The sequence below is a fragment of the Luteimonas sp. MC1572 genome (assembly GCF_016615815.1).
Taxonomy (GTDB): Bacteria; Pseudomonadota; Gammaproteobacteria; order Xanthomonadales; family Xanthomonadaceae; genus Luteimonas.
In genome coordinates, this window is sequence record NZ_CP067112.1 from 184449 (window position 1) to 203456 (window position 19008).

Annotated in this window: 20 protein-coding genes; 12 read left to right on the top strand and 8 right to left on the bottom strand. The window is 71.2% G+C overall.

From position 1 onward, the window contains the following. Positions 1-38: 38 nt before the first annotated feature. The 3 genes from JGR64_RS00810 to JGR64_RS00820 form a co-directional block, all read right to left on the bottom strand. Positions 39-1205 (bottom strand): heme biosynthesis HemY N-terminal domain-containing protein, encoded by a 1167-nt coding sequence (locus tag JGR64_RS00810; protein WP_199374596.1) that lies wholly within the window; start codon positions 1203-1205, stop codon positions 39-41. Between the two features lie 82 nt (positions 1206-1287). After that, positions 1288-2274, bottom strand: a complete 987-nt coding sequence (locus JGR64_RS00815) for a uroporphyrinogen-III C-methyltransferase (RefSeq protein ID WP_199374598.1) — start codon at positions 2272-2274, stop codon at positions 1288-1290. A gap of 30 nt (positions 2275-2304) precedes the next feature. Next, a complete protein-coding gene (locus JGR64_RS00820; protein WP_199374600.1) occupies positions 2305-3084 on the bottom strand; it encodes a uroporphyrinogen-III synthase in 780 nt (259 codons plus the stop codon). A 60-nt stretch (positions 3085-3144) separates the two neighbouring features. On the opposite strand from JGR64_RS00820, the gene JGR64_RS00825 reads away from it, so the two are divergent. The 5 genes from JGR64_RS00825 to JGR64_RS00845 all read left to right on the top strand — a co-directional run bounded on the left by JGR64_RS00825 (position 3145) and on the right by JGR64_RS00845 (position 6208). Then, complete coding sequence (locus JGR64_RS00825) at positions 3145-3603, top strand: YiiD C-terminal domain-containing protein (protein WP_199374602.1); 459 nt, start codon at positions 3145-3147, stop codon at positions 3601-3603. A 34-nt stretch (positions 3604-3637) separates the two neighbouring features. Then, entirely contained in the window at positions 3638-4072 is a 435-nt protein-coding gene (locus JGR64_RS00830) for a hypothetical protein (protein WP_199374604.1), read from the top strand. A 67-nt stretch (positions 4073-4139) separates the two neighbouring features. Beyond that, positions 4140-4580 (top strand): rhodanese-like domain-containing protein, encoded by a 441-nt coding sequence (locus JGR64_RS00835; RefSeq protein ID WP_199374606.1) that lies wholly within the window; start codon positions 4140-4142, stop codon positions 4578-4580. A 56-nt stretch (positions 4581-4636) separates the two neighbouring features. Continuing rightward, positions 4637-5161: a protein-export chaperone SecB gene (gene secB / locus JGR64_RS00840; RefSeq protein WP_199374608.1), complete on the top strand. Its 525-nt coding sequence runs from the start codon at positions 4637-4639 to the stop codon at positions 5159-5161. A gap of 6 nt (positions 5162-5167) precedes the next feature. Beyond that, positions 5168-6208, top strand: coding sequence for an NAD(P)H-dependent glycerol-3-phosphate dehydrogenase (locus JGR64_RS00845; protein ID WP_199374610.1), 1041 nt, complete (start codon positions 5168-5170; stop codon positions 6206-6208). Between the two features lie 421 nt (positions 6209-6629). On the opposite strand, the gene JGR64_RS00850 is transcribed toward JGR64_RS00845, so the two are convergent. From JGR64_RS00850 to JGR64_RS00860, 3 genes are all read right to left on the bottom strand, one after another. Beyond that, on the bottom strand, positions 6630-7196 hold the full coding sequence (locus JGR64_RS00850) for a diffusible signal factor-reguated Ax21 faimly protein (protein WP_199374612.1): 567 nt from the start codon (positions 7194-7196) through the stop codon (positions 6630-6632). Between the two features lie 187 nt (positions 7197-7383). Next, entirely contained in the window at positions 7384-7848 is a 465-nt protein-coding gene (locus JGR64_RS00855; RefSeq protein WP_199374614.1) for a tRNA (cytidine(34)-2'-O)-methyltransferase, read from the bottom strand. Positions 7849-7906: 58 nt separating this feature from the next. Beyond that, positions 7907-8620, bottom strand: coding sequence for an SDR family oxidoreductase (locus tag JGR64_RS00860; protein WP_199374615.1), 714 nt, complete (start codon positions 8618-8620; stop codon positions 7907-7909). 121 nt (positions 8621-8741) lie between these two features. Between JGR64_RS00860 and JGR64_RS00865 the strand changes: the two genes are divergently transcribed. From JGR64_RS00865 to JGR64_RS00885, 5 genes are all read left to right on the top strand, one after another. Next, positions 8742-11606, top strand: coding sequence for a pitrilysin family protein (locus tag JGR64_RS00865; protein WP_199374617.1), 2865 nt, complete (start codon positions 8742-8744; stop codon positions 11604-11606). 70 nt (positions 11607-11676) lie between these two features. Beyond that, positions 11677-11991 (top strand): DUF4156 domain-containing protein, encoded by a 315-nt coding sequence (locus JGR64_RS00870; protein ID WP_199374619.1) that lies wholly within the window; start codon positions 11677-11679, stop codon positions 11989-11991. A 117-nt stretch (positions 11992-12108) separates the two neighbouring features. Continuing rightward, complete coding sequence (locus JGR64_RS00875) at positions 12109-13125, top strand: 3-oxoacyl-ACP synthase III (RefSeq protein ID WP_199374621.1); 1017 nt, start codon at positions 12109-12111, stop codon at positions 13123-13125. A gap of 75 nt (positions 13126-13200) precedes the next feature. Beyond that, a complete protein-coding gene (locus JGR64_RS00880; protein ID WP_199374623.1) occupies positions 13201-13980 on the top strand; it encodes a TSUP family transporter in 780 nt (259 codons plus the stop codon). Between the two features lie 82 nt (positions 13981-14062). Next, entirely contained in the window at positions 14063-14980 is a 918-nt protein-coding gene (locus JGR64_RS00885) for an alpha/beta fold hydrolase (RefSeq protein ID WP_199375126.1), read from the top strand. A gap of 7 nt (positions 14981-14987) precedes the next feature. On the opposite strand, the gene JGR64_RS00890 is transcribed toward JGR64_RS00885, so the two are convergent. Both JGR64_RS00890 and tenA read right to left on the bottom strand, forming a co-directional pair. Next, entirely contained in the window at positions 14988-15440 is a 453-nt protein-coding gene (locus JGR64_RS00890) for a YkgJ family cysteine cluster protein (protein WP_199374625.1), read from the bottom strand. Between the two features lie 81 nt (positions 15441-15521). Then, positions 15522-16193, bottom strand: coding sequence for a thiaminase II (gene tenA, locus JGR64_RS00895; RefSeq protein ID WP_199374627.1), 672 nt, complete (start codon positions 16191-16193; stop codon positions 15522-15524). Positions 16194-16311: 118 nt separating this feature from the next. Between tenA and oleC the strand changes: the two genes are divergently transcribed. Together oleC and oleD are read left to right on the top strand one after the other, a co-directional pair. Then, positions 16312-17982, top strand: coding sequence for an olefin beta-lactone synthetase (oleC, locus tag JGR64_RS00900; protein WP_199374629.1), 1671 nt, complete (start codon positions 16312-16314; stop codon positions 17980-17982). A 2-nt stretch (positions 17983-17984) separates the two neighbouring features. Then, positions 17985-18989 (top strand): 2-alkyl-3-oxoalkanoate reductase, encoded by a 1005-nt coding sequence (gene oleD, locus JGR64_RS00905; protein WP_199374631.1) that lies wholly within the window; start codon positions 17985-17987, stop codon positions 18987-18989. Positions 18990-19008 lie beyond the last annotated feature (19 nt).

A 19008-nucleotide genomic window follows, 5' to 3' on the forward strand; every position in this document is an offset into this window, starting at 1 on the left:
AACAGCCGGCGCGCGGATCGCGCACCGGCTGCCACGCGTCACTCGATCACGACCACCGGTTCGCCGCGCATCGCGCGCAGGGCGTTGCCATACGCGGCACGCGCGCGGGCGTCATCGCCGAGCTGCGCGTAGTTGTGGCCCAGCTCTTCCCAACCTTCGCCGCCGGCACCCTGTGCCAGCGCGCGCTGCAGGTAGTCCATGGCCGGCTGCGGCTGGTCCTGGAGCCGCGCCAGGCGTGCGAGCGTGAGCAGCAGCGCCGGGCTGCCCGGATGCTGCTGCAGCCAGCGCTCCGCCGCGGCCTGGCGCTCGGCGTAGCGCGCCAGCGGCAGGCTGCCGTAGCGCGCGGCCAGCCGTTCGTCCCAGCGCGTGGCGAGCGCCTGTTCGATGCTCGACGTCGCCGCCGCGTCCCAGCCCAGCGCGGCCGCGCGTTCGGCATACGCGGTGACGATCGTGGGTTCGGAGCGCAGCGGCTTGGGCAGTGATTCCCAGCGGTCGGCGAGCGCGTTGGCGTCGGCCGCCTGGCGCATGGCGGCGGCCGACCAGCGCAGTTCGCGCTCGGCCAGCACCGTGTCGGGCAGCGCCTGCTGCTGGCGCAGTGCGCCGAGCAGCGCGTAGGCCTCGCCCGCCTGTCCGGAGACGGCCAGCGCTTCGGCGCGCAGCGCGAGTCCGCGCGGCGACAGCGGCTGCGCCGCCGGTGCGTCCAGCGCGACCAGCGCGTCGGTCGGGCGCTCCTCGGCGAGCGACAGCTCGGCGTGGCCGATGGCGCGGGTCAGCGCGTGGCGCACGTCGATGGCGTCCAGGTGGCGGCGCGCCGCGTCGTGGTCGCCGCGGGCGAGCGCGGCCCGCGACGAGGCGAGCAGGGCGACCGCGGCATCGCTGTCGTCGCCGGCCTGCGGCAGGAGTTTTTCGGCGCGGGCGTAATGGCCGTGGTACAGCGCCTCCAGCCCGGTGCCCAGCCGTGCGCGCGACTGCTGGTCGCGGCGCTGGCGCCAGGCGCGCAGTGGCAACGCGATCAGCGCCCACAGCAGCCACAGCACGAACAGCGCCACGACCGCGGCGACGCCGACCCAGAGCAGGTTGGTGGTGTAGTCCCAGCCGCGGTAGCGGACCAGCACGTAACCTGGGTCCTGGGCGAGCAGGTGCCAGGCGAGCGCGCCGACGATCGCCAGCAGGATCCAGAGCAGAAGGTTTCGGAACAGGTTCATGGCGGGGCTCCTGAATTCCGGATCACAGTAGACGGTGCGGTGTCGCGGCCGTGTATGAATGCGGGCGCGGTGTCGCCGTCGTTCAGCGGGCCGCCCTGGGCGCGCCGCGACGCAGGCGCAGCTGCTGCAGCGTGCTGCCCAGCGTGGGCAGCGCCACCGCGAGCGGCAGCGCGCCCAGCGCCCGCAGGTCGCCCATGCGCGCCTGCAGCGTCGGCGAGTCCGGCCACAGGCGCGGCAGCCAGGCTTCGGCGCGCGCCAGTGCCGCGCGCCAGCCGCCGGCATCGCGGCGCTCGGCGGCGGTGCGCGCCAGCGCCAGCTCGAGCCGCAGCGTGGCGATCCCGGCAGCGCGTTCGGCCGGCGCGACGGCCTGCCGCGCATCGCTGCGCCGGACGTCCACCACGCGATGGGCAAGCCGCTCCCACCAGGTGTCGCCAGTGCCAGCCGGGTCGCGCGGCGGAGCCTGCAAGGGCAACGCGTCCAGCTGCGCGGCAAAGACATCCAGGCGCGCCAGCGCGACCACGCGCGGGTCGTCGCCCAGGGCGTCCAGCGCCGTGCGCTCCTGCACCAGCACCTGGCGGATGTCGAGGAAGCCGGGGTCGGTGACGGCGTCGAGCAGGCGCGCCGCCAGCGCGTAGGCGCGGCGGGCGCCGTCGAGGTCGGCGGCCAGCAGCAGGCGCTGCTGGCCCTGCGCGAGCAGCAGTTCGATGTCGTCCAGTCGCAGTGCCTGCGCACCGCCTTCGACCGGCCCGGCCAGGCGCTGCACGCTTTCCTCGAGCAGGGCGGCGCGCTGGCTGACGCCGAGCAGTTCGTCGCGCAGCACGCGGTTGGTGGTCTCGGCCTGCTGCAGGCGCTTGCCCTGCGCCTGCTGGTTGCGGCGCACGGCGGCCATGCGCTCTTCGAGCGCGGTGAGTCGCTGCAGCTCTGCGGCGGCAGCGGCGAGGCGCTCGGCGGACTGCGCCTGCCATGCCTGCCAGCCCAGCCACGCCGCGACCGGGAGTACGAGCAGCAGGAGCAGCCAGGCGAGGGCGGAGGTGCGGTGCGGTCGCGCGGGAAGTTCGGGGGAGTTCACGGCTGCAGGCGCGGGGTGGGGGCGCACATGTTAGGGCTTCGCCGCGGCTCCGGCGCAGGCGGCATCGAGCATGGCCGCCGGGCGCGCGCTCGACGCCACTGCCGCCACGCGCAGGCCAAGGCCGCGGGCCAGCGTGGCGAGGCGTTCGCTGGCCGCGACCACGTGCGCGCGGCGCAGCACCGCAAGGGCGTCGTCCGGAAGCCGGGCGACGATGTGCTCGAGCGCCTCGCCGCTGCTGGCGAGCAGCCAGGCGGGCGCGTCGAGCGCGCGCAGTGCCGCGACCGCGCGCGGCGGAGGCGCGATCGGCACGCGCGCGTAGACGTTGGCGCGCAGCACCCGTGCGCCGCGGCCGGCGAGCGTGGTGGCGATCACGCCGCGGCCGCCGGGCGCGGTGACCAGGCCGATGTCGAGCCCGCGCACGGACCCCAGCGACGGCAGCGCGAGCAGGCCTTCGCTGTCCATCCGCTGCGGCGCATCCACCGCGGCCACGCCTGCGCGGCGCAGGGCAAGCGCGGTGCCGGCGCCGACTGCCACGAACACCTGGCCCCGGCCGACGCGCAGCGCCCGCAACCGCACCGCCGCGGCGACCGCCGCCGGGCTGGTGAACAGCACTCGTGGCGCGGCGAGCGCGGCGCGCAGCGCGGCACGGGTGGTGCGGTCGCCGTGCGTTTCGATGCGCCACGGCGAGAGCGCCAGCGTGCGCGCGCCATGGCGCGCGGCGGCGCGCCGGATGGCGTCGTGGCCGCCCACCGGGCGCAGCGAGATGACGTAGCATCCGGACAGGCGTCCGGGCGTGGCGTTCGTGGGCATCGCAGCAGCTTGGTGCCTGTCGATGCCCCCTGCAAGGCGCCGCCCGGCAGAGGACCACGCATGAGCCTGGAAGATGAACTGCTTGCGCTTGACGCGCATTACCGGTCGATGCCGCCGGTCGCGGCGATGGCCGTCACCATTGCCGGCCACGATGGCGGCCAGCTGCGGCTGCGCGCGCCGCTGGCGCGCAACGTCAACGACAAGGGCTGCGCGTTCGGTGGCAGCCTGGTGTCGCTGATGACGCTCGCCGGCTGGGGCCTGGTGACGCTGCGCTGCGCGCAGCTGGGCATCAAGGCCGATGTTTTCGTCGCCGACAGCACGGTGCGCTACCTGGCGCCGCTGTATGCCGACCTCGAGGCCAGCGCGCGGCTCGAAGAAGGTGCGCACTGGAGCGACTTCGACGCGACATTGCGTGCGCGCGGCCGCGCCCGCGTCGCCATCGCCGCCACCGTGCCGCTGCCGGCGGGCGGCGAGGCCACCACCATGCGCGCCAGTTACGCCGCGATCGCCAGGGGTTAGCATGCCGGCCACGCCGACTTCCGGATCCGTCGCCATGCGCTCACCGCCCTACGTCCCCGCGTCCGCCCGGGCTGTCCTGCTGCTGTGCGTCCTGTTGGTCGTGACTGCCTGCGCGAGCGCCCGCGGCAGGGGTGACGCCCTGCAGCGCGTGCAGTACGCGTACTCGGCGGCGATCCGCTGGGGGGATTTCGAGGGCGCCTGGAACATGGTGGAAGCGGAGTACCGCGAGAAGCATCCGATGACCGAGGTGCAGCTCGAGCGCTACAAGCAGATCCAGGTCTCGCACTACCGCGATCTCAGCGCCCAGGCCGGCGAGGACACGGCCGTGCGCGAGATCGACATCGGCGTGATCAACCGCCACACGATGGCCGAGCGCAGCCTGCGCTACCAGGAAGCCTGGCGCTACGACGCCGACAGCCGCGCCTGGGTGTTGACCAGTGGCCTGCCGGACTTCTGGCGCGGCGAGTAACGGGGCGCTTTGCGCCGCCGCCGGCGCTGGGCGACAATCGCGGCCCGCTGCCATGCTGGCCCCCGCCTTGAACCTTGAAGAACTGTCGGCCTTCGCCGGCCGCAACCCCATGCTCGCGCTGGCGCTCGCCGGCATCACCCTGGCGATCCTCTACACCGAGTTCGCACGCCTGTTCCGCGGCTTCAAGGGCCTGCGTCCGGCGGAGCTGACCGCGCTCATGAACCGCGAGAACGCGCTGGTCGTCGATCTGCAGCCGGCCGGCGACTTCGAGAAGGGACACATCCCGGGCTCGAAGAACGTGCAGATGAGCCAGTTCGATCCCGAGAACAAGCTGCTCGCCGGCGCCAAGGCGCTGCCGGTGGTGACCGTCTGCAAGACCGGCGTGACCGCGGCGCAGGCTGCCAAGCGACTGCGCAAAGCCGGTTTCGAACGGGTCTATGTGCTGGACGGCGGCATCGCCGCCTGGCAACAGGCCGACCTGCCGCTGGCCAAGGGCCGCGGCAAGTAGCGCGCCGGTCGCGTGCGATAATCCCCACTTTCCCGAATCCGCTGGAGTTTCCCCAGATGTCCGACCAAGCCCAGAACGGCGCCGCCGGCGCAATTGCCGAACAGCCCGCCGGCCCGCAGTTCACCGTCGAGAAGATCTACGTCAAGGACGTGTCCTTCGAGGCGCCCAAGACCCCGCAGGCGTTTGGCGAACAGGGCCAGCCGCAGCTGCAGATGAACCTCAACCAGCGCGTCACCCGTCTTGCCGACTCCGCCTTCGAGGTCGTGCTGGGCATCAACCTGACCTGCAACATGGGCGAGGACAAGACCCTCTACGTGGTCGAGGTGCAGCAGGCCGGCATGTTCAACCTGGTGGACTTCGACGACCAGGCGCTCGACGTCATGCTCGGCACGCACTGCCCGGCGATCCTTTACCCGTATGCGCGCCAGGTCATCGGCGACCTGATCCAGGCGGGCGGCTTCACCCCGTTCCTGCTGCAGCCGATCAATTTCGAGTCCCTGTATGCCGAAGGCGTGCGCCAGCGTGCCGCGCAGCAGGCCGCAGGCGACCTGGCCAACACCGAGACCGGCGGCACTGCCTGAGTGGTGATGGAGCCCTCGGTCACGCAGGCGGCCAAGCCGGCGGTCGCGGTGCTGGGCGCCGGCTCCTGGGGCACGGCGCTGGCGGCGCTGATCGCGCGCCACGACCATCCCACGGTCCTCTGGGGGCGTGATGCCACGGTGGTCGGCGCGATCGATGCCGACCACCAGAACCCGCGCTACCTGCAGGGCATCGCCCTGCCGGCGTCGCTGCGCGCCACCACCGATCTGGCCGCGGCCCTGGCCACGGCCGACCTGGTGCTGGTCGTGGTGCCTTCGCATGCGTTTGCCGGGACCCTGCGCGCGCTCGCGCCGCTGCGCCCCGCGCATGCCGGCGTGGCCTGGGCCACCAAGGGCTTCGAACCCGGTTCCGGGCGTTTCCTGCATGAGGTCGCCGCTGAAGTCATCGGCCCCGGCGTGCCGCTGGCGGTGGTGACCGGTCCGTCGTTCGCCATGGAGGTCGCGTCGGGGCTTCCGACCGCGCTCACCGTGCATGGCGACGATCCCGCCTTCGCACAGGCGGTTGCCGACGTGCTGCACGGCCCCGCGTTCCGCGCCTACACCGGCGACGACATGCGTGGCGCCGAGCTGGGCGGCGCGATGAAGAACGTGCTGGCGGTGGCCACCGGCGTGGCGGACGGCATGAACCTGGGCCTCAACGCCCGCGCCGGGCTGATCACCCGCGGCCTCAACGAGATGCTGCGCCTCAACATCGCCATCGGCGGCAAGCCGGAAACCCTCATGGGCCTGGCCGGCCTCGGCGACCTGGTGCTGACCTGTACCGGCGACCTGTCGCGCAACCGCCGCCTGGGCCTGGCGCTGGGCCGCGGCCAGACGCTGGAAGACGCGGTGCGCGAGATCGGCCAGGTGGTGGAGTCGGTGCAGACGGCCGACGAGGTCATGCGCCAGGCGGATGCCCACGGCGTCGAGCTGCCGATCGCCAGCAACGTGCGCGACGTGCTGCACGGCGACATCACCCCGGCCGAAGGCCTGGCGCGTCTGCTGGCACGCGAGCAGAAAGCCGAGTACCCGGCGAAGCTCTTCGCCTGAGCGCCTGAGCGCCTGAGCGCCTGAGCGCCTGAGCGCCTGAGCGCTGTGGTGGCCGTGAGGCCTTCGCGGCTCATGTCCCCCGGCATCCGCCTGGCGGCGGATGCCTCCTCCTTGACTTCCCCGCGAAGGCCTCACGGCCACTTTGCGGCTCTGCGATGGCTACAAGTACGGAAGCGTACGCGAGCTTGCGGGCTTTGCCCTCAAACCACCGCGCGGTGCGGCGTACCGGGTGCCAATGGCCTTGAGAGCGAAGTCAAGGAGGAGGCGATGGCCGCCAGGCCATCGCCGGGGGACATGAGCACTCAAGGCCATTGGTGCCCGGCACCCACCAGCACCACACAAAAAAAACCCCGACCTTGCGGCCGGGGTCTATGTCGCACAGAGGGGAGAGAGTCCCTGTGCGATTTCCCATGGAACGGTGTTACCAGGTGAAGCGCGGGCCGACGAACCATTCGGTGTCGCCGTCGGCGAACTTGACGTCGCCGTTGATGCCCCAGTTGGTGTTGAGCTTCAGGTTGGCGCCCAGGCGGCCGTAGAAATCGCCGTCGATGCCGCCGTCGTAGTCTTCGTAGCCGGCCAGCGCGTAGCCGTCAAAGTTCGTGGCCAGCAAGCCGCGCACGCCGACTTCGGTGCTCCAGCCGTCGAACTCCAGGTCGGTGCCGAGCACGCGGCCGGCGTCGAGCTTCTGGTACGCGACGCGGGCCAGCAGGTCGGCGCGCGGCGAGATCTCGAGGTTGTAGCCCAGGCCGACCTTCAGCTGGTCGATGTCGATGCTGGTGTTGTCGATCTCCTGGCTGCTGTAGCCGCCGAAGACGTGGAAATTGGGGTGGAACGAGAACGAGCCGTTGACACCGACGCCGTCGGCATCGACGTCGCCATTGGTGGCCTGGTAGCCGGCCTCGAGGTAGTTGTAGGAGACGCCTTCGGCAGCGGTAGCGGCAAACGGCAGCGACGCCGCCAGGGTCATGGCGATCAGGGAGCGCTTCATCTGGGAAAACCTCGTGCGTGCTTGTTGTTATTAGGTCCGGCCATGGGCAGCAGGGGAGGGAGAGAACCGATCGGGGAAATCGGAACCGCCCATGGCCGGAGCACGTATTCTCGTCATCACGCGGTAACACCAGCTGAATAGTGAACTGGACAGTGCAGGAACTTTCGTGCACTGCCCGGGTCGGGGATCACCCCGCGCCGTCGAACCCCATTTGCCGCCAGGCTTCGTACGCCACCACCGCCACCGCGTTGGACAGGTTGAGGCTGCGGTTGTCCGGACGCATGGGAAGGCGCAGCCGCTGGTGCGCTGGGATGCCGGCCATCACCGCATCCGGCAGGCCGCTGCTCTCGCGGCCGAACAGGAACGCGTCGCCACTGGCGTAGCGCGGCTGGTCGTAGCGGGCCTGGCCGTGGCTGCTGAGCGCGAACAGGCGCGTCGGCTGGATCTCGGCCAGCGCCGCATCAAGCGTGTCGTGCACCGCGAGCCGCGCGTACTCGTGGTAGTCGAGGCCCGCGCGCCTGAGTTGGCGGTCGTCGAGGTCGAAGCCCAGCGGCCGCACCAGGTGCAGGCGCGCGCCGGTGTTCGCGCACAGGCGGATCACGTTGCCCGTGTTGGGCGGGATTTCCGGCTGGAACAGGATGATGTCGATCATCGCGACTGGGCACGCGGCGTGTGGCGCCGCAGGATAGCCGCCGCCGCCGGGCGCATGGCTACCAGGCCATCGTTTCGCCGCGCCAGTCGAGGAAGCTGCCGCTGGCCGCCGGCGAAAGTCCTGCGATGACATCGAGCAGGCCACTCGCCGCCGCGTCCACCGGCTCGGTCGCCTGTGCGCCGCCCATGTCGGTCTGCACCCAGCCGGGATGGAACGCGGCGACCACGATGCCGCGCTCCGCCAGCGCCTGCGCCAGCAGCCGCGTCGCCATGTTCTGCGCGGCCTTGCCGATCGCGTAGCCCGGCGTGCCGAAACGCGCGGTCCCGGCGATCGAACCGAGCTGCGACGACAGGTTGGCGACGCGTGCGCCGTCGGCCAGCAGCGGCGCGAGCGCTTCGGTCACCAGCAGCGGGCCCAGCGCGTTGATGCGCAGGCTGTCCTCGAGCTGCGCCTGGTCGAGGTGCCCGAAGCGCTCGCCGGAGTGCAGCACGCCGGCGTTGTTGATCAGCAGGTCGATGCGGCCATCGTCGCCGAGCACCAGTGGCAGCTCATGCGCCAGCCGCGCGCGGGACCTGCCGTCCGCCACGTCGAGCGGCAGCACGTGCAGGTGACCGGGGTGCGCGCCGGCCAGCGCATTGAGCGTGCCCGCCTTGCCGGGCTGCCTGCAGGTGGCGACCACCCGGTCGCCGCGTGCCAGCAACTGGCGGGTCAGTTCCAGGCCGAGGCCACGGTTGGCGCCGGTGATCAGCGCGTGCAGGGGAGGAGTGTCCATGCCGCGAGCATGCACCAGCCGGCGTCGGCGTGCCGTGGCCGACCGGGACCAATGGCCCGGGGGCGGCGATGGCGGGGGGCGCTACCATCGCCGGTCGGACCGTACACAGGATCACCACACCATGCAGATGCCCACGCGCATGCCGCGCCGCGCCACTTTCCTTGCCTTCGCCATGGCTGCTGCCCTCGGCACGCTCGCCCCGGCCGGCTACGCGAAGGTGCCGCAGGCGGCCACGGCCGCGGTGGTCGACATCCCGTATGAAACCTTCACCCTGCCCAACGGCCTGCGCGTGGTGGTGCACACCGACCGCAAGGCGCCGATCGTCGCGGTCAACATCTGGTATCACGTCGGCAGCAAGGACGAGCCGAGGGGGCGCAGCGGCTTCGCGCACCTGTTCGAGCACCTGATGTTCCAGTCGTCGGAGAACCACGGCGGCGAGTTCTTCGAGCCGTTCAAGCGCATCGGCGTGACCGACCAGAACGGCACCACCAACACCGATCGCACCAACTATTTCCAGAACGTGCCCACCACCGCGCTCGACACCGCGCTGTGGATGGAGTCCGACCGCATGGGGCATTTCCTCGGCGCCGTCGACCAGGCCGCGCTCGACGAGCAGCGCGGCGTGGTGCAGAACGAGAAGCGCCAGGGCGAGAACCAGCCCTACGGCCAGGCCTGGGAGAAGCTCAACAAGGCGCTGTATCCGGCCGGCCACCCGTACCACCACAGCGTGATCGGCTCGATGAACGACCTCGACGCCGCCTCGCTGGAAGACGTCAAGACCTGGTTCCGCGCCTGGTACGGCCCTAACAACGCCGTGCTGGTGCTGGCCGGCGACATCGACGTGGCCACCGCGAAGGACAAGGTCGCGAAGTACTTCGGCCACATCCCCGCCGGTCCCTCCATGTCGCAGCCCAAGGTGGACGTGGCGCAGCGCGCCGAATCCACGCGCGAGACCATGCACGACAAGGTCCCGCAGCCGCGCGTCTACCGCCTGTGGAACGTGGCCGAAGTGGCCAACGCCGACCTCGACCGCCTGCAGCTGCTCGGCCAGGTGCTCGGCGGCAGCAAGTCGTCGCGCCTGGACAAGCGCCTGGTGCATGAAGAGAAGCTGGTCGACAGCATCAGCGCCGGCGCGTACGGCAAGCAGCTGGGCTCCAATTTCATCATCATGGCGCAGGTCAAGAAGGGCGTTGATCCGGCGAAGGTCGAGGCGGTCATCGACGAAGAGCTCGAACGCCTGCTGGCCGAGGGCCCGACCGCCGACGAACTCGGGCGCGCGCGCACGGTGTTCCGCGCCGGCTTCATCCGCGGCATCGAGCGCATCGGCGGCTTCGGCGGCAAGGCCGACGCGCTGGCCGAATGCGCCGTGTACACCGGCGATCCGGGCTGCTTCCGCGAATCGCTGGCGATCATCGATGCGACCTCGGCCGCCGAGCTGCAGGCGGTTGGCCGCACGTGGCTGGGCAAGGGTGACCACACCCTGGTGATCCTGGAAGGCGAGCGCACGCCGCTGGCCGAGGAGCCGGCCGGCACGCCGGCGCCGTGGCAGCTGCCGGCGGTTGATGCCGCCTTGTCCACCACGCCCGCGACCGTTGATCGCAGCCAGGGCGTGCCGATGCCTGATGCGTTCCCGGACCTGGTGTTTCCCGCACTCGAACGTGCGCGCCTGTCCAACGGCACGACGGTGATCCTCGCGCGTCGCGCCGGCCTGCCGGTGGTGCAGATGGACTACCAGTTCGCCGGTGGCTACAGCGCCGACGCCGACGGCGCCGCGGGTACGTCCAGCTTCACCATGGGCATGCTCGACGAAGGCGCGGGCGACCTGGGCGCGCTGGCGTTCGCCGACCGTGCCGAGTCGCTCGGCGCGCAGATGGGTGCTGGCGCCGGGCTCGACAGCGCCAGCGCCTGGTTCTCGGGACTCACCGAAAACCTCGACGCATCGCTGGCGCTGTATGCCGACATGCTGCGCCGCCCGCAGTTCAGCGCGGCCGAGATCGAGCGCGTGCGCGCCACCTGGATCGCCAACATCGGCCAGGAAAAGGCCCGCCCGCAGACCGCGGCGATGCGCGTGCTGCCGCCGCTGCTGTACGGCGAAGGCCATGCCTACGCGATGCCATTCACCGGCTCCGGCACCGAAGCGTCGATCGCCGCACTCGACCGCGATGACCTGGTCGCGTTCCACCAGGCCTGGGTGCGCCCCGAGGGCGCGACGCTGGTGGTCGTCGGCGACACCACGCTCAAGCAGGTGGTGCCGATGCTCGAGAAGCACTTCGGCGACTGGCGTGGCACCGGCACCGCGCCCGCGGCGCAGGCCGTGCCGGCCACGGTTGCACGCCCGGCCAAGGCGCGCGTGTTCCTGGTCGACCAGCCGGGCGCGGTGCAGGCCAACATCTATGCCGGCCAGCTGGTGCCGTCGACGACCGATGCCGGCGCGGTGCGCTTCGACATCGCCAACGGCGTGATCGGCGGCGACTTCACCGCGCGCCTGAACATGAACCTGCGCGAAGACAAGCACTGGTCGTATGGCGCGCGCAGCGGTGCGTCGGGTGCGCTCGGCCAGCGGCCGTGGCTGGCGTCGGCGCCGGTGCAGATCGACAAGACCGCGGAGGCGATGGCCGAGATGCGCCGCGAGATCGCGGCGTTCGCCAGCGGCGAAACGCCGCCCACCGCGGCCGAGGTCGAACGCATCCGCGCCATCAACACGCTCAGCCTGCCGGGTGCCTACGAAACCGCGGCGTCGGTGGCGTCGACCATCGGCGGCATCGTGCTGTACGGCCGTCCCGATGACTACGTGGTGCGTCGCAAGGCCGAGATCGAAGCGATGACGCCGGCGCAGGTCGCCGAAGCGGCGAAGACCCTCGACGCCGACACCCTGACCTGGGTGGTAGTGGGCGACCTGTCGAAGATCGAGGCGCCGGTGCGCGCGCTCGGCTTCGGCGATGTCACCGTGATCGACGGCGACGGCAAGGCCGTCGCCGACCGTTAAGCCATCAGCGATACGCGGTGCCGTGCCATCGGCGAAGATGGCCGGCACCGCCATCCACGGAGCCACATCCATGCGCAAGTCGTTCGTGTTCGTGCCGCTGTTCGTCCTCGCCATGGGCGGGTGCACCTGGGTGCACATGGCGCCAGGGGCGTCGGCGGTGCGCGTGGCGGCATCGGCCCCGAACGGCTGCGAGAAGCGCGGCGAGGTTGAAGTGGCGGTGAAACACAGCGTCGCGTTCATCGACCGCAACGAGCTGCGGGTGCGCGAAGAGCTTGAAACGCTGGCCCGCAACGAGGCGCCGGGCCTCGGCGCCGACACCATCCACCCGCTCGGCGGACCGCTGCGCGGCGCGCAGCGCTGGGCCGCCTGGCGCTGCGGGGGCTGAACGATAGCGGCCCTTGCATATGCGAGGGCCGTCACGCCGCGGCCCCGCAAGTGCGCGGGGGGCGCTAAGCCGGTAATCTAGACGGCCTTTTTTGCACATCCCATCGGCGGCCAGCCCATGTTGTTCCAGCACGTAGCCATTGCCGGTCTTGCGCACATCGACGCCCCCCGGCGGCTGTCCTCCGAAGAGATCAACGCGCGCCTGAAGCCGACGCTCGACCGCCTCGGCATCAAGACCGACGTGCTCGGCGATGTCGCCGGCATCCACGCCCGCCGACTGTGGGACGACAACGTGCTGGCCTCCGACGCCGCCACCCTCGCCGGCGTCAAGGCGCTGGCCGATGCCGGCATCGATCCCTCGCGCGTCGGCCTGCTGGTGAACACCTCGGTGAGCCGTGATTTCCTCGAGCCGTCCACGGCGTCGATCGTCAGCGGCAACCTGGGCATGTCCGATACCTGCCAGAACTTCGACCTGGCCAACGCCTGCCTGGCCTTCATCAACGGCATGGACGTCGCCAGCCGCATGATCGAGCGCGGCGAGATCGACTACGCGCTGATCGTCGACGGCGAAACCGCCAACCTCGCCTACGAACGCACCATCGAGCGCTTGCTGCGCCCGGATTCCACCGAGGCCGAGTTCCGCAACGAGATGGCCACGCTCACGCTTGGTTGTGGCGCCGCGGGCATGGTGCTGGCCCGTGCCGAGCTCGCCCCGGGAGCACCGCGCTACCGCGGCGGCGTGACCCGCGCCGCCACCGAGTGGAACGGCCTGTGCCGCGGCAACCTCGACCGCATGGTCACCGACACCCGCACGCTGTTGATCGAAGGCATGAAGCTGGCGCAGAAGACCTTCATCGCCGCGCGTCAGGCGCTGGGCTGGGTGGTGGAGGAGATGGACGAGTTCGTCATCCACCAGGTCAGCAAGGCGCACACCGCGGCCTTCATCAAGGCCTTCGGCATCGACCCGAAGAAAGTCATGACCATCTTCGGCGAGCACGGCAACATCGGCCCGGCCTCGGTGCCGATCGTGCTCAGCAAGCTGCGCGAGGAAGGCCGCCTGAAGAAGGGCGACCGCGTGGCGCTGCTCGGCATCGGCTCGGGGCTGAACTGCTCGATGGCCGAGGTGGTCTGGTAATCGTGATCCCTGCACCTGTGCGGCACGTGGCGCGGCCTGTCCGCGCCGACGCGACCGACAGCTGAGCGCACGCGCGTGGAATTCGGAATCGAGGTGCTGGCGCTGCTGGCGCTGGCGGCGTTCGTTGCCGGCATCATCGATGCGATGGCCGGCGGCGGTGGCCTGATCACCATTCCCGCGCTGATGGCGGCCGGCATCCCGCCGGTGCAGGCCATCGCCACCAACAAGCTGCAGTCGAGCTTCGGGACCGCCGGCGCCGTGCTGGCGTTCGCGCGCAAGGGGCGCATCGATTTCAGGCGCTTCCTGTGGCCGGCCGTGGCCGCGTTTGCGGGCTCGGTGGGCGGCGCGCTGGCGCTGCTCGCGCTGGATCCGTCCTTCCTCGCCGGCCTGGTGCCGGTGCTGCTGGTGGCGATGGCCGCCTACTTCGTGTTCGGCCCCAAGGCCAGCGAAGCCGACACGCGTGCGCGCCTGGGCCAGGCCGCGCTGGTGACGGTGATGTTCGCGTTCGGTTTCTACGACGGCTTCTTCGGCCCCGGCACCGGCTCGTTCATGGCCACCGCGCTGGTGGCGCTGTTCGGCATGGGGCTGGTGTCGGCGACGGCACACACCAAGTTCCTGAATCTCGCGAGCAATGTCGCCGCGCTGGCCACGCTGGTCATCGGCGGACAGGTGCTGTGGCTGGTGGGCCTGGTGATGGCAGTGGCGAGCATCGCCGGTGGCCAGGTGGGCGCGCACTTCGCGCTGCGCGTGGGCGGCCGCGCGATCCGGCCGCTGCTGGTGGTGATGTCGCTGGCATTGACGGTGAAGCTGCTCTCCGATCCGGGCAATCCACTCACCGCGCTCTGGGCGGGCTAGGCGCGCCCCTGCGCTGGGCATCGCTTGGCCGATAATGGCCCCCCCAGTGAACAGCAAGCGCAACGCGATGGCGGTTTCGACGATGGATTACCCCGACTATCCCTTCACCCCGAAGCGCTTCCAGGTGCGCCCGGGCATCGCCATGAGCTACCTCGACGAGGGCCCGCGCGATGGCGAAGTGGTGGTGATGGTCCACGGCAACCCGTCGTGGAGCTACTACTGGCGGCACCTGGTGTCGGGGCTGTCGGATCCGGCTTTGGGCACGGGTTATCGCTGCATCGTGCCCGACCACGTCGGCATGGGCCTGTCGGACAAGCCGGACGACGCGCCCAACGCGCTGCCGCGCTACGACTACACGCTGCAGTCGCGCGTCGACGACCTTGCCGCGCTGCTCGCGCACCTCGGCATCGACGGCCCGGTCACGCTGGCGGTGCACGACTGGGGCGGCATGATCGGCTTCGGCTGGGCGCTGTCGCACCAGCACCAGGTGAAGCGGCTGGTGATCACCAACACCGCGGCGTTCCCGATGCCCGGCACCAAGGCCATGCCGTGGCAGATCGCGCTGGGCCGCGACTACACCATCGGCGAGCTGGTGATCCGCGGCTTCAACGCGTTTTCCGGCGGCGCCTCATGGCTCGGCGTGGAGCGGAAGATGCCGGCCGACGTGCGCCGCGCGTACGTCGCACCCTATGACAGCTGGAAGAACCGCATCTCCACGGTGCGCTTCATGCAGGACATCCCGCTGTCGCCGAAAGATCGCGCCTGGCCGCTGGTGGAGGCCGCGGGGCAGCGGCTGCACGAATACGCGGCGCTGCCGGCCTTCATCGGCTGGGGGCTGAAGGACTTCGTGTTCGACCGGCATTTCCTGCAGCGCTTCCAGGCGGAGCTGCCGGGCGCCGAAGTGATGGCGTTCGACGACGCCGGTCACTACGTCCTCGAAGACAAACACGAAGTGCTGGTGCCCGCGGTGCGCGATTTCCTCGAGCGCAATCCGCTGTAGGCGCGGCTCAGGCGGCGATCGGCGGCGGCAGGGCGGGTGGCGGCGTGCCGCCATCATGGGGCGTGTCGTTGCCATCGGGGTTGCCGTCGCGGTCGTTGGCCGCGGCCTCGCGCCACGCCCAGTCGGCAAGCGTCAGCGCCGGCATGCCGTGGGCGATGCGCGCGTTGTCGCACTGGCGGCTCGCCGCGCCGAATTCCCACGATGCGGGCACGTCGCGACACGCCTGCGGGCGCACCGGGTGGATCGTGCAACGCGAATGGCGCCCGATGTCGGCATCCAGGGCGACGCAGCGCGGCTCGCCGCCGCCCACGGTGCCGCGCATGGCACGTTCATGGCTGCGCAACGGCATGGTCAGTTCCGGCGGCACCGTGCCACCCAGCGCGGGGTCGGCTTCGGACCAGTGGAAGCTGATGCGGTAGAAGGCACAGCAGGCGCCGCAGCTCAGGCAGGGATGGGGCACTTGGGCGTCGCCGGGGGCCGGGCAGCGGATTCTTCGGCCAGCCGCGCCAGGGCGCAAGTGCCGGTGGCGGCGGGGACCGCCTCAGCCCTGCGCCGCGTCCAGGCCCTGCTGCCAGAAGTCGGCTTCCAGCCGCGCCGCCTTGGCGAAGATGTCGACCAGCTCGCCGAAGCGGTTGTCACTGGCGTAGCGCCGGCCGAGGTCGTCCAGCCAGGCATGCGCGGCATGGCCTACCTGCTGGAATGCTTCGCCGGCGTACTCGGCGATCCATTCGCGATAGGGGTGCGTGGCGTCGAGGGTGCCGATGCCGCCGGGCGCCAGGCGGCGGCCGATCTCCGCATAGCCGAGCGTGCACGGGATGAGCGCGACCTGCAGGTCGAGCAGGTCGCCGGACATGCCGATGTCGAGCACGAAGCGGGTATATGCGACGGTTGCGCGCTGCTCGGGCGCGGCCTCCACGTCGGCGGCCGACAGGCCCCAGCGTTCGCAGAGGCGCAGGTGCAGGTTCATTTCCACGTCGACGATCGCCGCCAGGCCGTCCTTGGCCGCGCGCATGTCGGCCATGGTGCGGCTCTTGTACGCCGCCAGCGCGTGCGCGCGCGCGAACTGGATCAGGAACAGGTAGTCCTGCACCAGGTAGTTGCGGAATGCGGCCTCGGGAAGCGTGCCATCGCCGAGGCCGCGCACGAAGGCGTGGTCCACGTAGGCGTTCCAGTCGGTGGCAGCGGCGGTCTTGAGGCGTTCGAACAGCGACATGTCGAGGGTGCTCCAGCGGCGGAGGCCGCGACGAAGGACGCGCGATTGTCGGCCATCGGCGCGGGCGGGGTCCATGCGACGGCGTGGACGCGCTGCGGCGCCGGGCGATAATCGCCGCATGAGCGAACCCTGCAACATCGCCGCGGCGCTGCCGCGGCTTGCGGCCGAAGCACCCGACCGCATCGCCATGCGTTGCCCCGGCAGCGACGGTCGCTACGCGACCGCAGTGACGTATGCGCAACTCGACGCGCGCAGCGACGCGATCGCCGCCGGTCTGGCCGCGCGCGGCATCGGCCACGGCACGCGCACGGTGGTGATGGTGCGGCCCACGCCGGAGTTCTTCCTGCTGATGTATGCGCTTTTCAAGGCCGGCGCGGTCCCGGTGCTGGTGGATCCGGGCATCGACCGGCGCGCGCTGAAGCAGTGCCTGGACGAAGCGGGTGCCGAGGTGTTCGTCGGCATTCCGCTGGCGATGTTCGCGCGCGTGCTGCTCGGCTGGTCGCGCGCGGCGCGGGTGCGCATCACCACCGGGGCGCGGCCGTGGTTCGCCGATGCCACGCTGGCCGCGGTCGAGCGCGCCGGCGCCGGTGCCGGACCGCAACTGGCCGCGACTGCGCCGGACGATGTCGCCGCGATCCTGTTCACCAGCGGCTCGACCGGCGTGCCGAAGGGCGTGGTGTACCGCCACCGCCATTTCGCGGCCCAGGTCGCCATGCTGCGCGATGCCTTCGGCCTGGCGCCCGGCGGGGTGGACCTGCCGACCTTCCCGCCGTTCGCGCTGTTCGATCCCGCCCTCGGCCTGACCTCGGTCATCCCGGACATGGACCCCACGCGCCCGGCCAGCGCGGACCCGCGCAAGCTGCACGCCGCGATCGCGCGCTTCGGCGTGACCCAGCTGTTCGGCTCGCCCGCACTGATGCGGGTGCTGGCCGAGCACGGCGCGCCGCTGCCGACGGTCACGCGCGTGACCTCGGCCGGCGCGCCGGTGCCGGCGGATGTCGTGGCGAAGATGTGCGCGCTGCTGCCGCCCGACGCGCAGTTCTGGACGCCGTACGGGGCCACCGAATGCCTGCCGGTGGCGGTGATCGAAGGCCGCGAGCTGATGACGCTGCGCGAACGCACCGAAACCGGCGCCGGCACCTGCGTCGGCCGCCCGGTGCCGCCGAACGAGGTGCGCATCATCCGCGTCACCGATGACGCCATCGCCCGATGGTCGGATGACCTGCTGGTGAAGTCGGGCCAGGTCGGCGAGATCACCGTCGCCGGGCCGACCACCACCGACACCTATTTCAAGCGCGATGCACAGACGCGGCTGGCCAAGATCCATGAGGACGGCGCCACGGGCGAGCGCATCGTCCATCGCATGGGCGACCTCGGCTACTTCGACGCGGACGGCCGTCTCTGGTTCTGCGGCCGCAAGTCGCAGCGCGTGGTCACGGCCGCGACGACGCTGTGCACCGAGCAGGTCGAGCCGGTGTTCGACACCCATCCCGACGTGCGGCGCACGGCGCTGGTCGGCCTTGGTGCGCGCGACGCGCAGCGGCCCCTGCTGTGCGTGGAATTGCACAAGGGCGTGGCGCGTGGCGAACACGCGCGGATCGCCGCCGAGCTGCGCCATCTCGGCGAAGGCTTCGTGCACACGGCGCGCGTCGACAGCGTGCTGTTCCACTCCGCATTTCCGGTCGACATCCGCCACAATGCGAAAATCGGCCGCGAGAAGCTGGCCGCGTGGGCCGCGCGCGAACTGCGCCGCGGCAGGGTCTTCGAACCGGTGAAGCAGGAGGTTTGAGCGTGAGGGTGCTGGTCACGGGCGGTGGCGGATTCCTTGGCCAGGCGCTGTGCCGCGGCCTGGTGGCGGCGGGGCACGAGGTCACGAGTTTCAACCGCGGGCACTACCCCGCGCTTGACGCCTTGGGCGTGCGCCAGCTGCGCGGCGACCTGGCCGATCGCGACGCCGTGATCGATGCCTGCGCCGGCATGGACGCGGTGCTGCACAACGCCGCCAAGGCCGGCGCCTGGGGCAGCTACGACAGCTACCACCGCGCCAACGTCATGGGCACCGGCAACGTGCTGGCCGGCTGCCGCGAGCACGGCGTCACCCGGCTGGTGTACACGTCGTCGCCCAGCGTGACCCACCGCGCAACGCATCCGGTCGAAGGCGGCACCGCCGACACGGTGCCCTACGGCGAGGACCTCAAGGCCCCGTACGCCGCCACCAAGCTGATCGCCGAAAGGATCGTGCTGGCGGCCAACGACGACGAACTCGCCACCATCGCATTGCGTCCGCGGCTGATCTGGGGCCCGGGCGACAACCAGCTGCTGCCGCGCCTGGCCGAACGCGCGCGCGCCGGTCGCCTGCGCTTCGTCGGCGACGGCCTCAACCGCATCGACACCACCTACATCGACAACGCCGCGCAGGCGCACTTCGATGCGCTGGCCGTGCTGGCACCGGGCGCCGCCTGCGCCGGGCGCGCGTACTTCATCAGCAACGGCGAGCCGATGGCGGTGCGTGACATCGTCAACGGGCTGCTGGCGGCGGTGGGCGCGCCGCAGGTGCGCAAGACGATCCCGTTCCGCGTCGCCTACGCCATCGGCGCCACCTGCGAAGCGCTGTGGCCACTGCTGCGGCTGCGCGGCGAGCCGCCGCTGACGCGCTTCCTGGCCGAGCAGCTCAGCACCACGCACTGGTACGACATGGCACCGGCGACGCGCGATTTCGGCTACGTGCCGCGGGTCTCGATCGCCGAAGGCCTGCGCCGGCTTGCCGAAAGCGCGGGCGGCTCCGTCACCCGCTGACGACCCGGGCTTGGCCACC